General features: G+C 66.9%; 18 protein-coding genes and 1 tRNA gene. 13 read left to right on the forward strand and 6 right to left on the reverse strand.

What is annotated here, in order from left to right:
* Positions 1–27: 27 nt before the first annotated feature.
* Positions 28–104: transfer RNA gene (locus KGQ91_RS11080), tRNA-Val, on the forward strand.
* Between the two features lie 56 nt (positions 105–160).
* Here KGQ91_RS11080 and KGQ91_RS11085 read toward each other — a convergent pair.
* The 5 genes from KGQ91_RS11085 to KGQ91_RS11105 form a co-directional block, all read right to left on the reverse strand.
* Positions 161–1,114: an alpha/beta hydrolase gene (locus KGQ91_RS11085; protein WP_224421000.1), complete on the reverse strand. Its 954-nt coding sequence runs from the start codon at positions 1,112–1,114 to the stop codon at positions 161–163.
* Between the two features lie 133 nt (positions 1,115–1,247).
* The gene (locus tag KGQ91_RS11090; RefSeq protein WP_224415104.1) at positions 1,248–1,712 is read right to left on the reverse strand and encodes a GAF domain-containing protein; all 465 of its coding nucleotides are present in this window, start codon (positions 1,710–1,712) and stop codon (positions 1,248–1,250) included.
* A 74-nt stretch (positions 1,713–1,786) separates the two neighbouring features.
* On the reverse strand, positions 1,787–2,533 hold the full coding sequence (locus tag KGQ91_RS11095) for a MetQ/NlpA family ABC transporter substrate-binding protein (RefSeq protein WP_224416786.1): 747 nt from the start codon (positions 2,531–2,533) through the stop codon (positions 1,787–1,789).
* Positions 2,534–2,693: 160 nt separating this feature from the next.
* The gene (locus KGQ91_RS11100; RefSeq protein WP_224415103.1) at positions 2,694–3,347 is read right to left on the reverse strand and encodes a methionine ABC transporter permease; all 654 of its coding nucleotides are present in this window, start codon (positions 3,345–3,347) and stop codon (positions 2,694–2,696) included.
* The gene (locus KGQ91_RS11105) at positions 3,328–4,371 is read right to left on the reverse strand and encodes a methionine ABC transporter ATP-binding protein (RefSeq protein ID WP_224421001.1); all 1,044 of its coding nucleotides are present in this window, start codon (positions 4,369–4,371) and stop codon (positions 3,328–3,330) included. The genes KGQ91_RS11100 and KGQ91_RS11105 overlap by 20 nt, the downstream gene beginning before the upstream one ends.
* Positions 4,372–4,786: 415 nt before the next feature.
* Between KGQ91_RS11105 and KGQ91_RS11110 the strand changes: the two genes are divergently transcribed.
* The 11 genes from KGQ91_RS11110 to KGQ91_RS11160 all read left to right on the forward strand — a co-directional run bounded on the left by KGQ91_RS11110 (position 4,787) and on the right by KGQ91_RS11160 (position 13,753).
* Complete coding sequence (locus KGQ91_RS11110) at positions 4,787–5,401, forward strand: riboflavin synthase subunit alpha (protein ID WP_224415101.1); 615 nt, start codon at positions 4,787–4,789, stop codon at positions 5,399–5,401.
* 190 nt (positions 5,402–5,591) lie between these two features.
* A complete protein-coding gene (locus KGQ91_RS11115) occupies positions 5,592–6,905 on the forward strand; it encodes an NCS2 family permease (protein ID WP_224421002.1) in 1,314 nt (437 codons plus the stop codon).
* A complete protein-coding gene (locus tag KGQ91_RS11120; protein ID WP_163649361.1) occupies positions 6,905–7,453 on the forward strand; it encodes an adenine phosphoribosyltransferase in 549 nt (182 codons plus the stop codon). The genes KGQ91_RS11115 and KGQ91_RS11120 overlap by 1 nt, the downstream gene beginning before the upstream one ends.
* Positions 7,454–7,530: 77 nt before the next feature.
* A complete protein-coding gene (gene gpt / locus KGQ91_RS11125; protein ID WP_224421003.1) occupies positions 7,531–8,031 on the forward strand; it encodes a xanthine phosphoribosyltransferase in 501 nt (166 codons plus the stop codon).
* Positions 8,032–8,059: 28 nt separating this feature from the next.
* Complete coding sequence (gene ung, locus KGQ91_RS11130) at positions 8,060–8,752, forward strand: uracil-DNA glycosylase (protein WP_163649363.1); 693 nt, start codon at positions 8,060–8,062, stop codon at positions 8,750–8,752.
* Positions 8,753–8,873: 121 nt separating this feature from the next.
* The gene (upp, locus tag KGQ91_RS11135) at positions 8,874–9,503 is read left to right on the forward strand and encodes a uracil phosphoribosyltransferase (protein ID WP_163649364.1); all 630 of its coding nucleotides are present in this window, start codon (positions 8,874–8,876) and stop codon (positions 9,501–9,503) included.
* A gap of 137 nt (positions 9,504–9,640) precedes the next feature.
* Positions 9,641–10,885 carry a uracil-xanthine permease family protein gene (locus KGQ91_RS11140; RefSeq protein ID WP_224421004.1) on the forward strand — a complete coding sequence of 415 codons (1,245 nt, stop codon included), beginning with the start codon at positions 9,641–9,643 and terminating at the stop codon, positions 10,883–10,885.
* Between the two features lie 165 nt (positions 10,886–11,050).
* Positions 11,051–11,851, forward strand: coding sequence for a cyclic pyranopterin monophosphate synthase MoaC (gene moaC, locus KGQ91_RS11145; RefSeq protein ID WP_224421005.1), 801 nt, complete (start codon positions 11,051–11,053; stop codon positions 11,849–11,851).
* Between the two features lie 2 nt (positions 11,852–11,853).
* Positions 11,854–12,306 (forward strand): molybdopterin synthase catalytic subunit MoaE, encoded by a 453-nt coding sequence (gene moaE / locus KGQ91_RS11150; protein ID WP_224421006.1) that lies wholly within the window; start codon positions 11,854–11,856, stop codon positions 12,304–12,306.
* On the forward strand, positions 12,303–13,295 hold the full coding sequence (gene moaA / locus KGQ91_RS11155; RefSeq protein WP_224421007.1) for a GTP 3',8-cyclase MoaA: 993 nt from the start codon (positions 12,303–12,305) through the stop codon (positions 13,293–13,295). Before moaE ends, moaA begins: the two co-directional genes overlap by 4 nt.
* 164 nt (positions 13,296–13,459) lie before the next feature.
* On the forward strand, positions 13,460–13,753 hold the full coding sequence (locus tag KGQ91_RS11160) for an H-NS family histone-like protein (protein ID WP_163649369.1): 294 nt from the start codon (positions 13,460–13,462) through the stop codon (positions 13,751–13,753).
* 157 nt (positions 13,754–13,910) lie between these two features.
* Here the strand turns inward: KGQ91_RS11160 and KGQ91_RS11165 are convergent, their stop codons facing one another.
* Positions 13,911–15,494, reverse strand: a complete 1,584-nt coding sequence (locus KGQ91_RS11165) for a ribonuclease J (protein ID WP_224421408.1) — start codon at positions 15,492–15,494, stop codon at positions 13,911–13,913.
* A 222-nt stretch (positions 15,495–15,716) separates the two neighbouring features.
* Here KGQ91_RS11165 and purU point away from each other — a divergent pair, with 222 nt between their 5' ends.
* Complete coding sequence (purU, locus tag KGQ91_RS11170) at positions 15,717–16,568, forward strand: formyltetrahydrofolate deformylase (RefSeq protein WP_224421008.1); 852 nt, start codon at positions 15,717–15,719, stop codon at positions 16,566–16,568.
* The last annotated feature ends 4 nt before the right edge of the window (positions 16,569–16,572 follow it).

A 16,572-nucleotide genomic window follows, 5' to 3' on the forward strand; every position in this document is an offset into this window, starting at 1 on the left:
GGCAGCCTCGTGTGAAACAGCTTTTGAAGGACCGTAGCTCAGTTGGTTAGAGCGCCACGTTGACATCGTGGAGGTCAGCGGTTCAAATCCGCTCGGTCCTACCAGATTCCGAACGCCCGATTCCCCCAGAAGGAGTCGGGCGTTTTCGCGTGCGGATGGCTCACGGCAGGTGACTGTCGACGAAGTGCCTGATTTCCTCCAGCGCCTGGCGGGCTGCGGCCAGGCGCGGCGCGAACCCCACGAAGACATGCGGCATGTCGGGCCACAGGCTCAGCTGGACCGGGCTGCCGCTCTGGCGGGCCTGTTCGGCATAGCGGCGGCTGTCATCCAGCAGGATCTCTGCCTCGCCGCACTGGATCAGCGTCGGCGGCAGCTCGCTCAGGTCACCCTCGATCGGCGACACGCGCGGGTCGTCGCGAGCGGCAGCAGGCGACTGGCCGAGGTATAGCTGGGCGATCAGGGGCAGCAGCTCGGGGTCGAGGATCGGCTCCACGTCGGCCTTGCGGTGCAGCGAATCGCTTTCCCAGTCCAGGTCGGTGGCCGGCGAGAAGGCCAGCACGGCGTCCGGGCGACGCAGCCCGGCGGTGTCGAGCGCGTTCAGGCAGGCCAGCGTCAGGTTGCCGCCGGCGCTGTCGCCGGCGAGCAGCAGGGGCGCATCGCCGTGTTCATCGGCGAGCCACGCCCAGGCATCGAGGCAGTCCTCGAGACCGGCCGGAAACGGGTGTTCCGGTGCGAGCCGGTAGTCGATGCTGATCACCTCGGCGCGACACGCCTGGGCGAGCCGGGCGGCCAGCGGGCGGTGGCTCGCCGCGCTGCCGGCCATCCAGCTGCCGCCATGCAGGTACAGCAGGTAGCGTCCGGCGGTGCCCGATGGGTCGTCGGGGCGCAGGCGTTCGGCGGCGATGACCCGGCCGTCGCGTACCGGGATCAGCAGCGGCTCGACGCGGCCGCGGATCGTCAGGATGGCGGGGTCGGCGGCAAAGTAGCTGTCGAGCAGCCGGCGCTTGACGGTCAGGTCGTTGCCGCTGGCCGCGTTCAGGGCCTTGAGGCGCTCGAGGTGGGCAAGCACGGCATCCAGGCCTTCATGGTTCGCGCCCGGCGAGGTGGTCGTCATGGCAGTCCCCCGGAAAAACGGAAAGTGGCGTGGTGTTCGAGGGTCAGCATGGCGGGTCCGGCCGATTCGGGCAATCGGCCAAGTGGGTCGACAAGAGGGGCTCGGCCTACCTCGTCATGCCAGACCGGCGAGATCAGTTCAGGCTCGGCAGATCGCTGGCCGCCACGAACGTCGTGACCAGCCGTTCGATGCCGGCCTGGTCGTCGGCGCTGAAGCGGGCCGGGCGGGGGCTGTCGAGATCCAGCACGCCCCACAGCCGGCCGTCGACGACGATGGGGACCACCAGCTCGGAGCGCGAGGCGGCATCACAGGCGATGTGATCGGCCACGGCATGCACGTCGTCGACGCGCTGGGTGGCGAGGCGGCGGGCCGCGGCGCCGCACACGCCCTTGTCGAAAGGGATCGGGTTGCAGGCCGGCTTGCCCTGGAAGGGGCCGAGCACCAGGGTCTGCGGGCGACGATGCAGGTAGAAGCCGGCCCAGTTCAGCTCGCCGACTTCCTGCATCAGGAAGGCGCAGGTCTGGGCAGTGTTGGTCAGCCAGTCGCGGGTGTCGAGCAGGGCCTCGAGCTGGCGGGCAAGCAGGGAGTAGTCGGTCATGAAAAGGCTCCTCGGAAACGCCTCGGGCCGGCAAGGCCGGCCCGAGTAAAGCGGTGCGTGCTGGATCGGCGGGCTTATTTCCAGCCGGGGACCGCGCCGCCCTTGAACAGCTCGTCGGCCTTGTCGATCACCGCCTGGCTGTGGTAGGCGTCGACCAGCTCCTGGATCGCCTCGCGGTCCTGATCGCCTTCGCGGACCACGATCAGGTTGACGTAGGGCGACTCGGGCCCTTCCTTGATCAGGGCGTCGTCCAGGCTCAGGCCGGCGGGCTGGGCGAAGGTGTTGTTGATGAACGCCATGTCGACGTCGGGCAGCACGCGGGGCAGCTGGGCGGCCTCGATCTCGCGGAACTCGAAGTCGTGCGGGTTCTCGGCGATGTCGATCGGCGTGGCCTCGAGGTTGCTCGGGTCGTTGAGCTGAATCAGGCCCTTGTTGTGCATCAGGATCAGTGCCCGGCCCTCGTTGGAGGGGTCGTTGGGCAGCGCGATGGTGGCGCCGTCGGGCAGGGCGTCGATGCTGTTGTACTTGGCGGAGTAGGCGCCGATCGGGTAGACGAAGGTGCGCCCGGCGATGGCGAACTTGTAGCCGCGGTCGCGGACCATCGACTTCATGTACGGCTCATGCTGGTAGGCGTTGGCGTCGAGGCTGCCGTCGGCCAGCGCGGCATTGGGCGTGACGTAGTCGGTGAACTCGACGATCTCCACATCGAGGCCGTACTTGTCCTTGGCGATCTGCTTGGCGACCTGCATGACGTCGGTTTCCGGACCGGCCACGGTGCCGACCTTGATGTGGTCGTCGGCGGCCTGGACGCTGCCGATCATGCCCAGGCCCAGCAGGGTGGCGCCCAGCGCCTTGGCGATTGCGTGCTTCATGATTGCGCTCCTTGTCTCGATGTGCGCGAGCGTTCCGCGCGTCGTCATGGGTGGATTGTAAGGCATAACTGCGGTTTTTATAATTCTTTTTGGTTATTAATCCAATAGGCTACTTGTGGTCGCTCCGGCGGACCAGATAGTCGCCGAGCATCTGAAAGCCCTGCACCAGCACCACCAGGATGACCACCGTGATCAGCATGATGGTGGGGTTGAAGCGGTTGTAGCCATAGCGGATGCCCAGGTCGCCGAGGCCGCCGCCGCCCACCGCACCGGCCATCGCCGAGTAGCTGATCAGGGTGACCACGGTGATGGTCAGGCCGGTGATGATGCCGCCGCGGGCCTCGGGCAGCAGCACCTTGGTGATGATCTGGTAGGGGGTGGCGCCCATCGACTGGGCGGCCTCGATCAGCCCCGGTGGCACCTCGTTCAGCGCGCCCTCGACCAGCCGGGCGACGAACGGGATGGCGGCGATGGTCAGCGGCACCGCGGCGGCGTTGGTGCCGATCGAGCTGCCCACCAGGGCGCGCGTGAAGGGGATGATCGCCACCATCAGGATGATGAACGGGATGGAGCGGCCGATGTTGGTGACCATTCCCAGCACCCGGTTGGTCAGGGGCTGGGCGAGGATCTGGCCCGGGCGGGTCACGTAGAGCAGCACCCCCAGCGGCACGCCCAGGGCCGTCGCGATGAGGCCCGAGACGGCGACCATGTAGAGGGTGTCGAGCGTGGCTTCGAGAATCAGTTCAAGCATCGCGCTGGACATGGCCGAGCACCTCCACTTGCAGGTCGTGGGATTCGAGGTAGGCGAGCGCCTCGCGGGTCTTGTCGGCGGGGCCGATCAGTTCGGCGATCATCAGGCCCAGGGTGCGGTCCTGGATCGATTCCACCTTGGCCTCGAGGATGCTGACGTCGATGTCGCAGTCCCGGGCCAGCCGCGACACCAGCGGCGTGGAGACCGAGTCGCCGGTGAAGGCCAGACGCACCACCGGGTGGGTGTCGTCGCCGGGCTGGGCGGCGAGGCGGTCGACCAGCGCCTGCGGTGGCTCGAGCTCCAGGAAGGCGTTGAGAAACTCGCGGCCCAGGCGGGTCTGCGGGGCGGTGAAGAAGTCGCCGACATCGGCTTCCTCCACCAGTTCGCCGGCGGAGATCAGGCTGACCCGGTGGCAGATGGTCTTGACCACTTCCATCTCGTGGGTGATCAGCAGGATGGTCAGGCCCAGCTTGCGGTTGATGTCCTGCAGCAGCTCGAGGATCGACAGCGTCGTCTGCGGGTCCAGCGCCGAGGTGGCCTCGTCGCACAGCAGCACCTTGGGGCGGCTGGCCAGGGCGCGGGCGATCGCCACGCGCTGCTTCTGGCCGCCGGAAAGCTGGGCCGGGTACATGTCCCGCTTGTCGGCCAGGCCGGTGAGCTCGAGCAGCGGCTCGACGCGCTCGCGAATCTCGCGCTTGGCGACGCCCATCAGCTCCAGGGGAAGGGCGACATTGGCGAACACGGTGCGCGACGACAGCAGGTTGAAATGCTGGAAGATCATGCCCACCCGGTGGCGGGCCCGGTTCAGGCTGGCGGCATCGAGCGCGGTGAGTTCGTCGCCGTCGACGAACACACGGCCGGTGGTCGGACGCTCGAGCAGGTTGACGCAGCGGATCAGCGTCGACTTGCCCGCGCCGGACAGGCCGATGACGCCGTGAATGGCGCCTTGCGGGACGTGCAGATGCACGGGCTTGAGGGCGTGAATCGCCTGCTCGCCCGTGCCGTAGGTCTTGGAAACGTTGTCGAGAGTGATCATGGGCCAGGTCGTGTCGCGGCGCGATTGCCGGCGGAGGGCGCTGCCGGGGCGGCCGGGCGAAAAAAAGGCCACCCTGTCGGGTGGCCATCAACGCTGGACACACCCTTTTAGCTGCACTTTCCGCACAGCAGCCCGAGGGCTTCTGGCGGAGGCGCCCGCAAGCCGGGATCAAATCGGCGCCTGAAGAATATCCGCGAAATTTTATAGGGGCGGCCGGGAGCCGTCAACGAGTCCGGGATATGTCGCAAGGCATGGCGGTTTCATGCAGAACATATTGCTGTGGCAGAAGCGGTTGGCGAGAAAATTCTTGGCGGAAAGGCCGGTGCCCATGGCGGGCTGGCCGGGGCGGCGTTTGCCGTGGACGCGCCCATGTGGCGTTCACTAGACTGGCCGCTTCACTTCAGGGAGACGCAAGATGTTCACGGGTATCGTTCAGGGGACCGCGGAACTGGTGGCGGTGGAGGAAGCACAGGAATTCCGTACCCATGTGCTGGCCCTGCCGGCTGCACTGCGCGAGGGACTCGAGCTCGGCGCCTCGGTGGCGCACAACGGCTGCTGCCTGACGGTGACGGCGATCGACGGCGAGCGGGTGAGCTTCGACCTGATGCGCGAGACGCTGCGCTTGACCAACCTGGGCCAGCTGGCGGTCGGCGACCGCGTCAACGTCGAGCGGGCGGCGCGCTTCGGCGACGAGATCGGCGGGCATGCCATGTCGGGGCACGTGATCGCCATGGCCGAGCTCGGCGAGATCGACGAGGCGCCCAACAATCGCCGACTGTGGTTCACTCTGCCGCAGCCCTATGAGCGCTTCCTGTTCGAGAAGGGCTACATCGGCATCGACGGCATCAGCCTGACCATCGGCGAGGTGAGAGGGCAGCGCTTCTGCGTCAATCTGATTCCGGAAACGCTGGCCCGTACCACGCTGGGCGAGCGCGTACCCGGCGATCGGGTCAACATCGAGATCGATCCGCAGACCCAGGCGATCGTCGAGACCGTGGAGCGGGTGCTGGCGGCGCGCCGGAGCGCCTGAGCGATACTGCGTCGAAGGGGCGTTGGCGACAGCGATGGCGCGGTCGTCGGCGCTTGCATATAAAGGGAGGGCTGCCGCCCGGGCGGCCCGAATGGCCTCGGTGCGGATGGCTCGCGTCGTCGTGACCCTTTGGGTACCATAGGCGGCTTTTCATGATCCCTGGAACCTGACGCGAGCGCGGGGCTGGCCAATGCTGAAGCGACAACTCAACAACTACTTCAAGCTGGACGAACACGATACCACGATACGCCGGGAGGTCATCGGCGGCATCACCACCTTCCTGACGATGGCCTACATCATCTTCGTCAACCCCAGCGTGCTCTCGCAGGCCGGGATGGACCAGGGGGCGGTCTTCGTCGCCACCTGCCTGGCGGCAGCGATCGGCTGTCTGATCATGGGGGCGTGGGCCAATTATCCGGTAGCGCTGGCGCCGGGCATGGGGCTCAACGCCTTCTTCACCTACACCGTGGTCATGGGCATGGGCAAGAGCTGGGAGGTGGCGCTCGGCGCGGTCTTCCTGTCGGGGGTGACCTTCTTCCTGCTCAGCATCTTCCGCATCCGCGAGTGGATCATCAATTCGATTCCGATCTCGCTGCGACTGGGCATTGCCGCGGGTATCGGCCTGTTTTTGGCGATCATCGCCCTGGAAAATGCCGGCATCATCGTCGAGCATCCCGCCACCCTGGTGACCCTGGGCGATCTCTCCCAGCCGCCGGCGTTGTATACCCTGGCCGGTTTCTTCGTGATCACCGCGCTCTCCTATCTGCGGGTCACGGGGGCGGTGATGATCGGCATCCTCGGCGTGACCGTGGTCGGGATCCTGCTGGGTCACAACCAGTTCGGCGGCCTGGTGTCGATGCCGCCGTCGGTCGGGCCGGTGCTCTTTCACCTGGACATCGCCGGTGCCCTCGACGTCAGCATGCTCAGCGTGATCTTCGCCTTTTTGTTCGTCGACCTGTTCGACACCGCCGGCACCCTGATCGGCGTGGCTCACCGCGGCGGGCTGCTGGACGAGGACGGCAAGCTGCCACGGCTCAATCGCGCGCTGATGGCCGACAGCTCGGCCACCATCAGCGGGGCGTTGCTGGGCACCTCGTCCACCACCAGCTACATCGAGAGCGCCTCGGGCATCGCCGCCGGCGGTCGCACCGGGCTGACCGCGGTGGTGGTCGCCATCCTGTTCCTGGTCAGCCTGTTCTTCGCGCCGCTGGCCGGTTCGATCCCCGCCTATGCCACCGCGGGAGCGCTGCTCTATGTCGCCGTGCTGATGTGCGGCAGCCTGGCGCATGCCGACTGGGACGACGTCACCGAGGCGGCACCGGTGCTGATCGCCGCGCTGGCCATGCCGCTGACCTATTCGATTGCCAATGGCATCGCCCTGGGCTTCATCAGCTATGCGCTGATCAAGCTGTTGTCCGGGCGTCACCGTGATCTCAACCCGGCCGTGGTCGTGTTGTCGGTGCTGTTCATTGCCAAGTTCCTGTTCCTCGACGGAGGCCACTGATGAGTAGTATCTACGGGGACTACATCAAGTCCGTGATTCGCACCGTGCCCGACTGGCCCCAGCCGGGGGTCAACTTCCGCGACATCACCCCCGTGCTGCAGAACAGCGCGGCGTTCCGCAAGCTGATCGACAGTTTCGTGCATCGCTATCAGGAGATGGACCTCGACGCCATCGCCGCGATCGACGCGCGCGGCTTCATCATCGGCGCGCCGGTCGCCTACGAGCTGGGCTGCAGCTTCGTGCCGGTGCGCAAGAAGGGCAAGCTGCCGTTCCGCACCATCAGCGAGACCTACACCCTGGAGTACGGCGAATCCACCGTGGAGCTGCATTCCGATGCCTTCCGCGAGGGCGATCGCATCCTGATCATGGATGACCTGATCGCCACCGGCGGTACCATGCTGGCCGCCGCCAAGCTGATCCAGCGCAGCGGCGGGCAGGTGGTCGAGACCGCCACCATCATCGACCTGCCCGAGCTGGGTGGGTCGCAGAAGATTCGCGAGGCCGGTCACGGCGTCTTCGCGGTGTGTTCCTTTCTCGAGAGCGACTGACGTCGTCTCCTGATTCGCGCCGTCGACTCGTCCGGCGAGTCGACGGCGCGAATGCCCTGCCAGAGGTAGCTCCCTCCATGTCAGCCGATCGTTACCATCAGCAGTTCACGGTCTCCTGGGACCAGCTGCATCGCGACGTGCGTGCGCTGTGCCACAAGCTCGTCGAGCGCGACTTCAAGGGCATCGTCGCCATCACCCGTGGCGGGTTGATCCCGGCGGCGCTGATCGCCCGTGAACTCGACGTGCGCCTGATCGACACGGTGTGCATCAAGAGTTACGACCACATGGACCAGAACCGGCTGGAGGTGGTCAAGGGCGTCGATCACAATGGTGCCGGCTGGCTGCTGGTCGACGATCTGGTCGATACCGGCCGGACGGCCCGGGCGGTGCGCGACATGCTGCCCCGGGCGCACTTCGTGACCGTCTACGCCAAGCCGGAAGGACGCCCGCTGGTCGACCAGTATCTGACCGAAGTCGCCCAGGACTGCTGGATCCAGTTCCCCTGGGACATGGGCATCGCCTATGTCGAGCCGCTGGTCGAGCAGCTGCGCCAGCCGGCCGACGGGCGCAGCGACTGAGTCGCCGGCGACACAGACGAGGCAGACGATGACGCAGATCCCCTTGCCCGACAGCTGGGCCCGCCACCTGGGCGGTGAATTCACCGCGCCGTACATGCAGGCCCTGCGCGACTTCCTGGCTCGCGAGAAGGCGGCGCGCAAGGTCATCTACCCCCATTCCGCGAACTGGTTTCGGGCCTTCGCCCTCACGCCGCTTGACCGGGTGAAGGTCGTGGTGCTCGGACAGGACCCCTACCACGGCCCCGGTCAGGCGCATGGCCTGTGCTTCTCGGTGCGCCCGGGCGTGCCCGTGCCGCCGTCGTTGCAGAACATCTACAAGGAGCTGGCGACCGACGTGGGCACCACGCCGGTCAACCACGGCTTCCTCGAGAGCTGGGCCGAGCAGGGCGTGCTGCTGCTCAACAGCGTGCTGACCGTCGAGCGCGGCAATGCCGGCGCGCACCGCAACCAGGGCTGGGAGACCTTCACCGATCGGGCGATCCAGGTGGTCAACGAGCAGTGCGACGGCGTGGTGTTCCTGCTGTGGGGCAGCTATGCCCAGAAGAAGGCCGCCTTCGTCGATCGCGACCGGCACCTGGTGCTGCACGCGCCGCATCCGTCACCGCTGTCGGCGCATCGCGGCTTCTTCGGCCAGCGGCACTTTTCCCGCGCCAATGCCTTCCTGGCCGAGCGGGGATCTTCGCCCATCGACTGGCAGCTGCCCGCCGAGGTCGGGGCGTGAGGCGTTGACGGGCGGTCGGCGGGTTTGACTTAACCCGCCGGCTCCGGCGCGCTAGAATGGCGCGCGATTTTTCGGGGCCCCGGGCCTCGATCCGCCCAATTCGCCTCGCAAGGACCCCGCCATGAGCGTTCATGCCATCCAACACCCGCTGGTCAAGCACAAGCTTGGCCTGATGCGTACCGCCGACATCAGCACCAAGAGCTTCCGTGAACTGGCCGGCGAGGTCGCCAAGCTGCTGACCTACGAGGCCACCCAGGATCTCGAGCTGGAGCCGCAGACCATCCGGGGCTGGAGCGGTCAGCCGATCGACGTCGAGCAGCTCAAGGGCAAGAAGGTCACCATCGTGCCGATCCTGCGTGCCGGGCTGGGCATGCTGGACGGGGTGACCGACCTGATCCCCAGCGCCCGCATCAGTGTCGTGGGGCTCTACCGCAACGAGGAGACCCTCGAGCCGGTGCCCTATTTCGAGAAGTTCACCAACGACCTGGACGAGCGCCTGGCGATCGTCATCGACCCGATGCTGGCCACCGGCGGCTCGATGGTCGCCACCCTGGACATGCTCAAGGCACGGGGCTGCCCGCTGATCAAGGTGATCGTGCTGGTGGCCGCGCCGGAAGGGCTCCAGCGCGTGCAGCAGGCGCATCCGGATGTCGAGATCTATACCGCCTCCATCGACGAGCGGCTCGACGAGAACGGCTACATCGTGCCTGGCCTGGGCGATGCCGGCGACAAGATCTTCGGTACGCGCTGACCGGTCTTTCCCGGCCGTCATGCCATCGCCCCGGTGACGCTGACGCCCGGGGCGTTTTTTCGCGCGGCCCCGGCGGGAACCCGGCCGCGCCCCGTCCCGCAAGCGAGCGGTCCGACAACAACGGGAGCTTGATTCCAATGACTGATACGGTAACCACGGCGCCTCGCGCCGACTCTCCTTTGCGTACGCTGGTGACCGGCGCGCAGATGCTGTTCGTGGCGTTCGGCGCGCTGGTGCTGGTGCCGCTGCTGACCGGCCTGGACCCCAGCGTGGCGCTGTTCACCGCCGGTGCCGGCACCCTGGTCTTTCATTCCGTGACCCGGCAGAGCGTGCCGGTGTTCCTGGCCTCGTCGTTCGCCTTCATCGCGCCCATCCAGGGCTCGGTGGCCAGCTACGGCATTCCGGCGACGCTGGGCGGGCTGTTCGCCTCGGGGCTGGTCTATGTGGCGATCTCGCAGGCGATCCGCCTCAAGGGCACCGGCTGGCTGCACCGGCTGCTGCCGCCGGTCGTGGTGGGACCGGTGATCATGGTCATCGGGCTGGCGCTGGCGCCGGTGGCGGTGGACATGGCGACCGGCAGGAACAGCGAGCACATCGCCTACGGCCAGGCCATCACCCTGTCGATGATCAGCCTGTTGGTGACCCTGCTGCTGGCGGTGTTCGGTCGCGGCCTGCTGCGCCTGATTCCGATCATGGGCGGCATCCTGGTCGGCTATCTGCTGTCGCTGGGCATGGGCGTGGTCGACCTCAGCCAGGTCAGGGCCACGCCCTGGCTGGAGATGCCCGCCTTCGTCGCGCCCACCTTCAACCTGTCCGCCGTGCTGTTCATGCTGCCCGTGGCCATCGCCCCGGCGGTGGAGCACATCGGCGACATGATCGCCATCGGCTCGGTGACCCGCCGCGACTATCTGGTCAAGCCGGGGTTGCATCGCACGCTGCTCGGCGATGGCCTGGCGACCTCCACGGCGGCCCTGTTCGGTGGCCCGCCCAACACCACCTATTCCGAGGTGACCGGCGCGGTGACGCTGACGCGCAACTTCAACCCGCGGGTGATGATCGTGGCCGCCTGCGTGGCGGTCGTGCTGGCCTTCGTCGCCAAGCTGGGGGCGCTGCTGCAGAGCATTCCGGCGCCGGTGATGGGCGGCATCATGACGCTGCTGTTCGGCTCCATCGCGGTGGTCGGCATGAACACCCTGGTGCGTGCCGGACAGGCACTGACCGCCTCGCGCAACCTGGTCATCGTCTCGCTGATCCTGGTGTTCGGCATCGGCGGCATGCAGATCGGCAGCGGGGAATTCTCGCTGCAGGGCGTGAGCCTCTCGGCGCTGGTCGGCATCGTCCTCAACCTGCTGCTGCCGCCGGCCCGGGAAGAGGAGTCCTGAGGCGCGCGAGACGTCGCCGCGCATTGCCGCCGGCGGGGGCAAGGCGGCATCATGGCGGGATGACGTCTCGTTTCCGCCGGCCCGAACGTCCGCGCGGCCTCATCGCCACTCGGGCGTCGGCCGGGATACGAGGCCCCCGATCGTTCAATTCTTCGGTGAGCTGACATGAGCCTGACCCATCTCAATGCCCGCGGCGAGGCCCACATGGTCGACGTCGGCGACAAGCCCGTCAGCCAGCGCGAGGCGGTGGCCAGCGGGCGCATCTACATGCAGGCCGCGACCCTGGCCCGGCTCGAGGCAGGCGGCATGCCCAAGGGCGACGTGCTGGCCACGGCGCGGATCGCCGGCATCCAGGCCGCCAAGCGCACCCATGAGCTGATCCCCCTGTGTCATGCCCTGGCGCTGACCAAGGTCAGCATCGACTTTCATCTGGATGCGGCGGCCGGCTGCGTCGAGGTGCGAACGCTGTGTCGCCTCGCCGGTCGCACCGGCGTGGAGATGGAGGCGCTGACCGCGACCTCCGTAGCGTGTCTGACGCTCTATGACATGTGCAAGGCGGTCGACAAGGATATGGTGATCGGGGATGTCCGCCTGGAGAGCAAGCGCGGCGGCAAGTCCGGCGATTATCGGCGTCCCGAGGCCGAGGAGGCGCCGACACCGCTGGTCACCGCCGAGGCCGCCGGCATCGGCATGGCGGCGCGCCCCGCGCAGCCGTGCATTCAGGTCAAGTGCCTGGCCGAACTGCGCGAGCGGCTCGGGGTGGGGGAGGTGGCGGTGCTCGTCGACGAGCTGCCGTCCAATGACGTCGCCGGCCTCAAGGCCGCGCTGACGGCGCGGGATGCGCGTTTCGCCCTGCTCGGCGAGCAGCGCGTGCTGTGTGCCGTCAACCAGGTGATGAGCGGCGAACAGGCACAATTGACCGACGGCGATGAAGTGGCGTTCTTTCCGCCGGTAACGGGAGGCTGAGCATGATTCGGGTCCAGACGGCGCCCTTCGATGCCGGTGCCGAGCAGGCAGCATTGACCGCGCAGCGCCGGGATATCGGCGCGGTGGTGAGTTTCACGGGGCTGGTGCGCGACTTCAACGAGCGCCCCGAGGTGTCGGCCCTGACGCTGGAGCACTATCCGGGCATGACCGAAAGGGCCCTGGCCGACATCGTCGCCGAGGCCGAATCGCGATGGCCGTTGAACGGCGTGCGCCTGATCCACCGCGTCGGCCGGCTGGCGCCGGGCGATCCGATCGTGCTGGTGGTAGTGGCCAGCGCCCATCGGCTGGCGGCCTTCGAGGCCTGCCATTTCATCATGGATTATCTGAAGACGCGGGCGCCGTTCTGGAAGAAGGAACACACCGCGCAGGGCGACTACTGGGTCGCCGAACGGACCACGGACCACGACGCGGCCCGTCGCTGGGAGGCTTCATGACACAACAGCTGGTCGACAACTTTCAGCGCACGGTGCGCTACGTGCGGCTTTCGATCACCGATCGCTGCGACTTCCGCTGCGTCTACTGCATGAGCGAGGACATGACGTTCCTGCCGCGCTCGCAGGTGCTGACGCTCGAGGAGCTGGCCTTGGTGGCCCGGGCATTCACCGAGCTGGGGGTCGAAAAGATCCGCCTGACCGGCGGCGAGCCGCTGGTCAGGCGCGGCATCGAAAAGCTGGTGGCGGATATCGGCGAGCTCGACGGCCTGTCCGATTTCGCCATGACCACCAATGGGGCCGGTCTGGGCAAGTATGCGCGCGCGCTGCACGCGGGCGGCCTGAACCGGCTCAACATCAGCCTGGACTCCCTCGATCCCGAACGCTTCCGGCGCCTGACGCGGACCGGTGACCTGCAGCGGGTCATCGATGGCATCCATGCCGCGCAGGACGCCGGTTTCGAGCGCATCAAGCTCAATGCCGTGATCCTCCGGGGGCGCAATGATGACGAGGTGCTCGACCTGGTCAACTTCGCGCGTCGCGAGCGGCTGGACATCAGCTTCATCGAGGAGATGCCGCTGGGTGATGTCTCGGATCACTCGCGGGGGGAAACCTATTGTTCCAGCGATGACGTGCAGCGCTGGATCGAAACCGCCTATTCACTGACGCCAACTACCGAGACGACCCTGGGGCCGTCCCGCTATTTCGTGATGCCGGACAGTCCGGTCCGCGTCGGATTCATTTCTCCGCATAGCCACAATTTCTGCGATACCTGCAACCGGGTTCGTGTCACGGCGGAAGGGCGTCTTCTGCTGTGTCTGGGCAACGAGCATTCGGTGGATCTGCGTGAGGTGCTGCGTCGTCATCCCGGCGAGATCGAACCCCTCAAGCAGCGCATCATCGATGCCATGCCGCTCAAGCCCGAGCGCCATCATTTCTCGACCGACGGCGATGTCCAGATCGTCCGCTTCATGAACATGACGGGCGGCTAGTCAGCGCGACATGTCGACGTCATTCCTTCCCTGATGGACGTGCCGGTGCCGGGGTTTTCCTCGGCATCGGCGCCGTCTTTTCTTGCCAATTCCCTCCCTGACCATATACTTTTTACACACTCATGCCGTTTTCGGTATTTCGCAGCCTGGTATGGAGGAGGACGATGTCAGCCGAGTCCCTGGAAAAGATCGCTCGCAACAAGAACGTGGCACGCGCCGCCGCACGTCAGTTGAGCATGGAACAGCTCAACAAGCTGGCCGACGTGATCAACGAGGTCATCGAGCAGAAGCAGGAAGAAGAGCGTCGCCGTCAGGAGGAAGAGTCGGTCAAGGCGCGCAAGCTCGAGGAGATCCGCGAGGCGATCAACGATGCCGGGTTGTCCCTGGATGATCTGGTCGGCGAGCAGCCTCGTCGCCGCCGCGGCCGGCCGCCGAAGAACAAGCAGGCCGACAGCTGAGTTTGACGGCATGGCGGTAGACTCGCTCGGCTGCAGGGGCCGGGGTCGGGCGATGTCGAGCGGCGTACCCCGATGATCAATGCAGCGGGAAAAGCGGGCGAGAAATCGCCCGCTTTTTTCGTGGGTGCTTGCCGGAGTGACGCGATGACTCGGGTGGCTACTGAAGCGCTTCCGCCGCCGAGATCTGCAGGTGAAGAGTCGGCGGGCGACGCAGGTGGTCGGCCAGCCATTGATGCAGCGGCCCCTGCAGCTGGGTGCGCAGCGCGGCCGGTGTCTCGGCATTCAGTCGAGTCAGGGTGTCATCGAGCCAGTCCGCAAAGGCGGTATCGTCCAGGGGCGATGGCCCGGTGTAGTCCAGCAGCAGGCGCCCCACGCGTTGCCACCCCGAGGCGGTGAGCGTCACGGGCAGCAGCAGGGCGAACTCGCCCTCCCGTTCATGGCGGGCCCGGGGGTGAGGCTCCAGCCCGGCGAGGTCACGCACGCTGTCCTCGTGCACGATACGCGGGGTCAGTGGCAGGCGCCGCTCGAGGGCGAGGCCGTCCGCATCCAGCTGGATCCAGTCGCCGTTGCTGGGGATCAAGGGGGCGTCGATACCCAGTTCGCGGGCCAGCTGCTGGTGTGCCTCCTGATGACGGAGTTCGCCGTGTACCGGCAGCAGTCGGCGGGGCCGGACCCATTCGTAGAGCATGCGCAGTTCCGCCCGGGCGGGATGGCCGGAAGCGTGGAGATCGGGGTGACCGCCTTCTTCCAGCACCCGCACGCCGAGGCGGGCGAGGGCGGCCTGCAGCCGCTCGATCAGCCGTTCGTTGCCGGGAATGGCCTTGGCCGAGAAGATCACCGTGTCATCCGCCTGCAGGGCGAGGTCGGGGTGGCCGCCCCGGGCGAGCCGTGACAGCGCGGCCCGCGATTCACCCTGGCTGCCGGTGGCGATGATCATGACTTCCTCGGCGGGCAGGTAGCCGACATCGCGGATCGGGACCAGCGGCGGAAAGTCGTCCAGATAGCCGAGACCGCGGGCCACGCTGACCATGCGCTGCATCGAGCGGCCCACCAGGGCGACGCGCCGGCCGCAGCGCTGTGCGGCGCGGCCCAGCGCCAGGATGCGTGCCAGGTTGCTGGCGAAGCAGGAGACGATCACCCGCCCTTCGCATTCGGCGACCGTGCGTTCCAGGGCCCGGGCGACCTCGCCCTCGCTGCGCGACGTGCCGGGGACGCAGGCATTGGTGGAGTCGCCGACGACCAGGTCGACGGGGGCGATGGCGCGATAGAGCTCGGGGTCCACCGGCTCGCCGATCAGCGGCTCGGGGTCGAGCTTCCAGTCGCCGGTGTGCAGCACCCGATGGTGGGGCGTGGTGACCAGCAGGGCGCAGCTCTCGGGAATCGAGTGGGTCAGCGGCAGATAGCGCAGCGTGAAGCCGCCGCATTCCAGCGCCTCGCCCGGCGCGACCACCCGGATCGCGGTGTCGGGCAGGCCGCGTTCGGCGAACTTGGCGCGTAGCAGGCCGGCGGCCAGCGGCGTGGCGTAGATGTCGCAGCCCCAGTGCGGCCACAGCCAGGCGGCGGCGCCGATGTGATCCTCGTGGCCATGGGTGATGAACAGCGCCCGGGGACGGATGCCCTGCTCGGGAAGGCGCTCGATATCCGGCACCTGCAGAGGGCCTCCGGGCAGGTCCTGACGGATCATCATGCCGCAGTCGATCGCCAGCCAGTCGTGTCGATAGCCGTAGAGATTGAGGTTCATGCCGATCTCTCCGCTGCCGCCCAGGGGCAGGAAGGACAGCGGTGGCTTGCGGCGAGGGCGGATCTGGACGCGAGAGTGCAACATCATCGACACGGCATTGTCAGGGGAGCCCCACTATACGGGATGGCTCCCGGGGCTCACAACGCGCGTTAGCGCAGGGCCGCGATTTGGTTAGAATAGTTGGCCTTCAGTGCCTTTCCTTGCGACCACAGCGGACCTTTCATGGCTCATTCGTATCGTCTCGTCGTTTCCTGCCCCGACCAGGTCGGGATCGTTTCCCGGGTTTCCGGCTTCATCGCCGCCCAGGGCGGCTCCATCACCGAGGCCAATCAGCACTCGGATCTGGCCACCGGGCGTTTCTTCATGCGCTACGAGATTCGCTTTGCGTCTTCCGTGGATGACGAGATTCTGCGGATCGCCTTCGCACCCATCGCCGAGACCTTTTCCATGGACTGGGCGTTCCACGATACCCAGCGACGCAAGCGCATCGTGCTGATGGTATCCCGCGCCTCGCACTGCCTGGTGGATCTGCTTTACCGCTGGAAGGCCGGTGAGCTCGACTGCGACATTCCCTGCGTGATCTCCAATCATGAGGACCTGCGGGATCTGGTCGAGTGGCACGGTATCGACTTCCACCATATCCCGGTACCGGCCGCCGACAAGACACACGCTTTCGAGGAGACTCAACAACGCATCGAGGCGGCCCGTGCCGATGCCGTGGTGCTGGCGCGCTACATGCAGATCCTGCCGCCGTCGCTGTGCGAACGTTATGCCGACCGGGTCATCAACATCCATCACAGCTTCCTGCCCTCGTTCGCCGGCGCGCGGCCGTATCATCAGGCCTACGAGCGCGGCGTCAAGCTGATCGGCGCGACCTGCCACTATGTCACCCAGGAGCTGGATGCCGGTCCCATCATCGAGCAGGACGTGCACCGTATTTCACACTGCCATACCGCACAGGATCTGGTGCGCTTCGGGCGTGACATCGAGAAGACCGTGCTGGCCCGCGGGCTACGCTGGCACCTGGAAGACCGGGTGCTGATCCACGGCAACAAGACCGTCGTGTTCGCCTGAGCCG

This window comes from Modicisalibacter tunisiensis (genome assembly GCF_020148005.1).
Classification (GTDB): Bacteria; Pseudomonadota; Gammaproteobacteria; order Pseudomonadales; family Halomonadaceae; genus Modicisalibacter; species Modicisalibacter tunisiensis.

Coding starts and splice junctions, on each gene's coding strand:
- moaA (WP_224421007.1), top strand. CDS start 12,303: ATGACACAACAGCTGGTCGACAACTTTCAGCGCACGGTGCGCTACGTG.
- KGQ91_RS11160 (WP_163649369.1), top strand. CDS start 13,460: ATGTCAGCCGAGTCCCTGGAAAAGATCGCTCGCAACAAGAACGTGGCA.
- KGQ91_RS11115 (WP_224421002.1), top strand. CDS start 5,592: ATGCTGAAGCGACAACTCAACAACTACTTCAAGCTGGACGAACACGAT.
- KGQ91_RS11165 (WP_224421408.1), bottom strand. CDS start 15,494: ATGAACCTCAATCTCTACGGCTATCGACACGACTGGCTGGCGATCGAC.
- KGQ91_RS11140 (WP_224421004.1), top strand. CDS start 9,641: ATGACTGATACGGTAACCACGGCGCCTCGCGCCGACTCTCCTTTGCGT.
- KGQ91_RS11090 (WP_224415104.1), bottom strand. CDS start 1,712: ATGACCGACTACTCCCTGCTTGCCCGCCAGCTCGAGGCCCTGCTCGAC.
- KGQ91_RS11105 (WP_224421001.1), bottom strand. CDS start 4,371: ATGATCACTCTCGACAACGTTTCCAAGACCTACGGCACGGGCGAGCAG.
- gpt (WP_224421003.1), top strand. CDS start 7,531: ATGTCAGCCGATCGTTACCATCAGCAGTTCACGGTCTCCTGGGACCAG.
- KGQ91_RS11110 (WP_224415101.1), top strand. CDS start 4,787: ATGTTCACGGGTATCGTTCAGGGGACCGCGGAACTGGTGGCGGTGGAG.
- moaE (WP_224421006.1), top strand. CDS start 11,854: ATGATTCGGGTCCAGACGGCGCCCTTCGATGCCGGTGCCGAGCAGGCA.
- moaC (WP_224421005.1), top strand. CDS start 11,051: ATGAGCCTGACCCATCTCAATGCCCGCGGCGAGGCCCACATGGTCGAC.
- upp (WP_163649364.1), top strand. CDS start 8,874: ATGAGCGTTCATGCCATCCAACACCCGCTGGTCAAGCACAAGCTTGGC.
- ung (WP_163649363.1), top strand. CDS start 8,060: ATGACGCAGATCCCCTTGCCCGACAGCTGGGCCCGCCACCTGGGCGGT.
- KGQ91_RS11085 (WP_224421000.1), bottom strand. CDS start 1,114: ATGACGACCACCTCGCCGGGCGCGAACCATGAAGGCCTGGATGCCGTG.
- KGQ91_RS11095 (WP_224416786.1), bottom strand. CDS start 2,533: ATGATCGGCAGCGTCCAGGCCGCCGACGACCACATCAAGGTCGGCACC.
- KGQ91_RS11100 (WP_224415103.1), bottom strand. CDS start 3,347: ATGTCCAGCGCGATGCTTGAACTGATTCTCGAAGCCACGCTCGACACC.
- KGQ91_RS11120 (WP_163649361.1), top strand. CDS start 6,905: ATGAGTAGTATCTACGGGGACTACATCAAGTCCGTGATTCGCACCGTG.
- purU (WP_224421008.1), top strand. CDS start 15,717: ATGGCTCATTCGTATCGTCTCGTCGTTTCCTGCCCCGACCAGGTCGGG.